Genomic DNA, 4,493 nt, shown 5'->3' on the forward strand with positions numbered 1-4,493 from the left:
CCGGGATCGGCCGGCCTGTCTCGATCACGATGCGTACAGCACCCTCTCGCAACTCCGGCGTGTATGTCCGCTGTTTGGACCCCATGAACCCCAACTTCCCCTGCAGTCACGGACTTCACGCTAAGAGGGGAGGGACATTCCCCTTACGCCCTCTCACTGGACGCACGTCAAAACCGGCCAACGGATCAGCATGCACAAGGACCAGACCGTGGCCGGCACCGCAGTTGTGCTGGAGATACATCGCCCTGCCGCCGCAGTGCCCACGAGATGCCGTCGACTGCCCAGACCTCGCACTGGTGCAGACATCTCCGTACTTGATGGAGCACACACAGGAGTACGTCGACACCGCTCGCCGCTGAAGGACGCCGGACTTCCTCTTCCGGCACGCACAGGCCCTCGACGTCGAACCCATCATCGCCTATGGTCTACACCACCTCAGCGGGTACGGCTCTCAACCTCCCCCGAAAGGGGGCTGAAGCGCGCATGAAGGGACATTCAGCTCACAAGTACAGTCGGCTCGTGCTGGCTATGGGGCGGGTCGACGAGCTCGGCAAGTAGAGCGCACAGCTGACGACCGACCTTGAACAGGTACGTGCGGATGCAGACCATCGCTTGGACGTTTCACTAACCTTCCGGGGCCCATCGCCAGCCACCGCTTCACGTCCCGCAACGCAAGCCCAGCAAGCACATTATGGCGGGAGCGCTTCGGTCCACGACCGGCGCCATCGTCTTTTTTCGTCGTCCTTGAAGTCTTCATCGGCGAGCAAAGATTCATCACGAAAGTCCCTAAACATGGGCTCAGACAGCAGAGCCTAAGAGAGGATTCGAGATGCGATTCAAGGCAAGACGCAAAACAGGTTCGGGAATACTGCTGATCTCTTTCTTGATACTGTCGATACTCCCGGCAAAGATAGCATCTGCCGAAGAGTACGAAACGAATACTATTTCTAATTCGACATTGGATAAGGGAGTCGAGTGCAAATACGCCCTGTACCCAAGGGTGCACAGTTGTATCACTGGACACCGGGCGATGAAACTTGCGAAAAAACACACGATCAATCTGGTACTTGAAGACGGCGTCGGCGAGAATACCGCAGCCAAGGCCCAAAGACTCTTCGAGGAACGAGGCCTCACCGTCACGAAGACTCAGCAAGACGCGTCAGCGGGTGATATTGACGTTCTGATCGGTATCGACAACAACAAGGGAGCCGATCACGAGTACCTAGACGGAAAGTTCGACCCGGCAATTTCAGTGAAAAGAGAGGACGGCTATGCGCTCAAGATCTCTGCAGCGGATAGAGTCATCGCCATCATGGGCGCTGAAAACAGCGGCGCGTTTTACGGTGTCACTACGCTCGATAAGATCTTGGAGCAGGCGGACGGCGTTCTCAAGGACACGCTGATCGAAGATTATGCGGACGTAAAATTTCGCGGCTTCATCGAGGGCTTTTACGGCACACCATGGTCGCACGAGAACCGCAAGGACTTGATGTCGTTCGGCGGCGACTTCAAGATGAATTCCTATCTGTATGGGCCCAAGGATGATCCCTATCACGCGTCACGCTGGAGGGAGCCCTATCCCCCCGAGAAGCTCGCCGAGCTGAAAGAACTGGTCGACAAGGGGCTGGAAACCAACGTTGAATTCGTCTGGGCCGCCCATGTCGGTGGCAAGATCAATCTTGGCTCTGATGCCGACATTCAGGCGCTCAAGAACAAGTTCGACCAGATGTACGGAATCGGCGTCAGGCAATTCGCGATCTTCTTTGACGACTCCGCAACGAACAACGACCAACTCGTGAATTTTATCACGCGGATAGACAGTGAATACATCAAGCCCAAGGGCGATGTAAAGCCGATCATCTTCTGCCCGCAGTACTACCGTAAGGACAGTGGCAGTCAAGCAACGATCAACTACCTGAAGAGTATCAGCAGGTTCCCGAAAGACGTAGAAATCATGTGGACGGGCGATAACGTCGTTTCGCCGGTCAAGCAGAGCGTCATCGACTGGGTCACCCAATATATCGACAGGCCAGTCTATATGTGGTGGAACTATCCGGTAAATGATCTAGGACGCGCGGGCTATGTCCATATGGGGCCGTCCAAGGGTCTCTACCCGGGTGTGAAGAACATCTCGGGCTTTGTCTCGAATCCGATGAATCAGGCGCAGGCGTCCAAGGTATCGCTGTTCAGCGTCGCGGATTATACATGGAACACCGACGAATATGATGCGGAGTTGAGCTGGCAAGACTCGTTTGACCACGTCATCCGGGATGACGCCAAGGCGGCTAGCGCATTGCGCATCTTTTCGGCGAACGCATCAAACGGCCTGAACCCGTTTAACACAGGCGAATCAAGCTACCTGCTGCCCCAGATGAATACCTTTAAGCAGCGGTTTGCGGCCGGCGAAGATATTTCCAAGTCTGGCGCGTCCCTGGCTCGATCATTCAAAGACATCAGCAGTGCCATAGACACACTCAAGGAATACCAAGGTACGAACGGTATCTCGGGGGAGCTCACGCCTTGGCTGGACAAAATGAAGAAGATTGCACAGACGAGCAGAAGCACTGTGCAGGGAATCCTGAAGTTGGATGAAATATCTGCGAATGATCCGGCATCCATCCAGGCGGCCATGAACTTGATTTCTGAGCGCAGAGCAGAGCTTAAAGCAGCAGTGTCATCCTCGGCAAAGGTCGTTGCGCAGAAGGAGATCGTTCCCTTCACCGAGGAGATCCTATCCCTGCTGGAAATGCAGCTTATGAAAACGCTCTCCCTGCCGTCCAAGATGCAGGGTTTCGGCAGCACGACCCTCGACTACACGAGGATGCTGGACGGCGATACGGCGACGGCGGCCGACTCGGGCACGGTGGTGTCGCGCGGCTCGTACTTCGGCGTGAATCTGGGCAGGAAGGCGCATATCGGCAACGTACTCATCGTGATGGACGGCGCAAAGTACTATAAAAAGGGTGTGCTCGAAGCATCAGTCGACAACAGCAACTGGACAAAGGTTGCGGAATTCGAAACGAGCACGGTCTCTGCGCAGGGACTTGACCTTGACGCACAATTCTTGCGCTACCGAGCCACTGACGAGTTCACCGACGAGAACACCGGATCGCCGAATCGCGGCCTATCCGTCAAAGAGTTTCAGGTGAACGTGGAAGAACCCGCAGAGGTCTATACCAACGTATCCGCGCTGAAGAATCAGGTGCTGACGTTCGAAGGCGCTTCCGCAGCACTGCGGAACGTCGCTGAGACCACGCTGGAACCCGGGGACTATTTTGGATTCCAATTTAACAGGCTGAAGAACGCGCACTCTCTGAAGATTGACGATGGCCTCAAGTTTCTGACCGTCGAGTTTTCGGAAGACGGAAGAAACTGGAGCGCGATGTCTTGGTCGGATCCACACATCAATGCGGCTAAATACATTCGTGTGAGGAATGCGTCTCAGGAGGCAAGGAACTTTGCGCTTACGGAGCTTTCCGTAAGATTCGGCGGTTCAACGTCCCTGTCGGCAACGGCTTACAACGCCAGCATTTATTCGGGGAATGCGAGTAATATTGTGGACGGTGATCCGTCCACGTATCTCTGGCTCAGGGGATCGGGCGGAAATCGGTATTTCGTATTCGACCTGGGAAGCGAAATTCCGATTCATGACATGCTCGTCAACTCCGACAAAGACATATTGTCCTCCGGTAAGATCGAATTGAGTTCGGACGGGGTCAGTTGGCGTGACCCGATCACCTTCGCCAACGCGGGAAGCGATAATGTTGTGCACGTTGGCGGCAAGTCCGCCCGTTATGTCAAGCTGACCGACGGCGTGCAGAGCAATTGGCTCAAGATCAATGAGGTCAAGGTTAATACAACCGTCAAGGAGGACGCCTCTGTTCTCTCAGCCGATCTAAGCGGCCTGGAGAAGTTGCTCGACCTCGATCTCTTCAGCTATGTCGACGTCGGCAACACGGCGGGGGAGCTGACCTACAGCAACGTCAATACCCCGGACGCAACCAATCTGATCCTGCTGAAGAACGAGGGATCGGAAGTTAAACTGAAGGTCAAGAAATTTGCGCAGGCCGGCGCAGCAGAGACCGGAGATCCGGAATGGATCGACGCCGGAACATTTTCCGGCGCGTATCAGAACATCGATCTGCGCAAGTATGCGCCGATCGCCGAATTCAAACTGGAATGGGGAGCCGGATCCGGCCTCCGGCTAAACGAGCTTAATGTCGGGAACAGCGGCCAGTGAGCCGCAGCACCGCGTACTACAGCAGTAGATCTTGTGACGGTTGATCGATGCTGTCGTTGATTGGTCATGCTGGTGGACGGGGCGATTGCAAAGCCCCGGGGATCTTGTGAGTGTGCAGGTCACAGCAGTGTGACGATGGTGTATGGATGCGCGACCACACGCAACGAAGCTCCGTTGTGGAGGTGACCTTCCCAAGTCCCCTTCGTGCAACGGAGCTTCGATGTGCCGCCAGTCTGCCACCGTCTGTCCGGTC

General features: G+C 55.5%; 1 protein-coding gene. It reads left to right on the forward strand.

Annotated elements, in window-relative coordinates:
* The first annotated feature begins 829 nt into the window (after positions 1-829).
* Positions 830-4,240, forward strand: coding sequence for a beta-N-acetylglucosaminidase domain-containing protein (locus tag ACFU8W_RS52080; RefSeq protein ID WP_384052862.1), 3,411 nt, complete (start codon positions 830-832; stop codon positions 4,238-4,240).
* Positions 4,241-4,493 lie beyond the last annotated feature (253 nt).

Source organism: Streptomyces sp. NPDC057565, from assembly GCF_042801455.1.
Taxonomy (GTDB): domain Bacteria; phylum Actinomycetota; class Actinomycetes; order Streptomycetales; family Streptomycetaceae; genus Streptomyces; species Streptomyces yanii.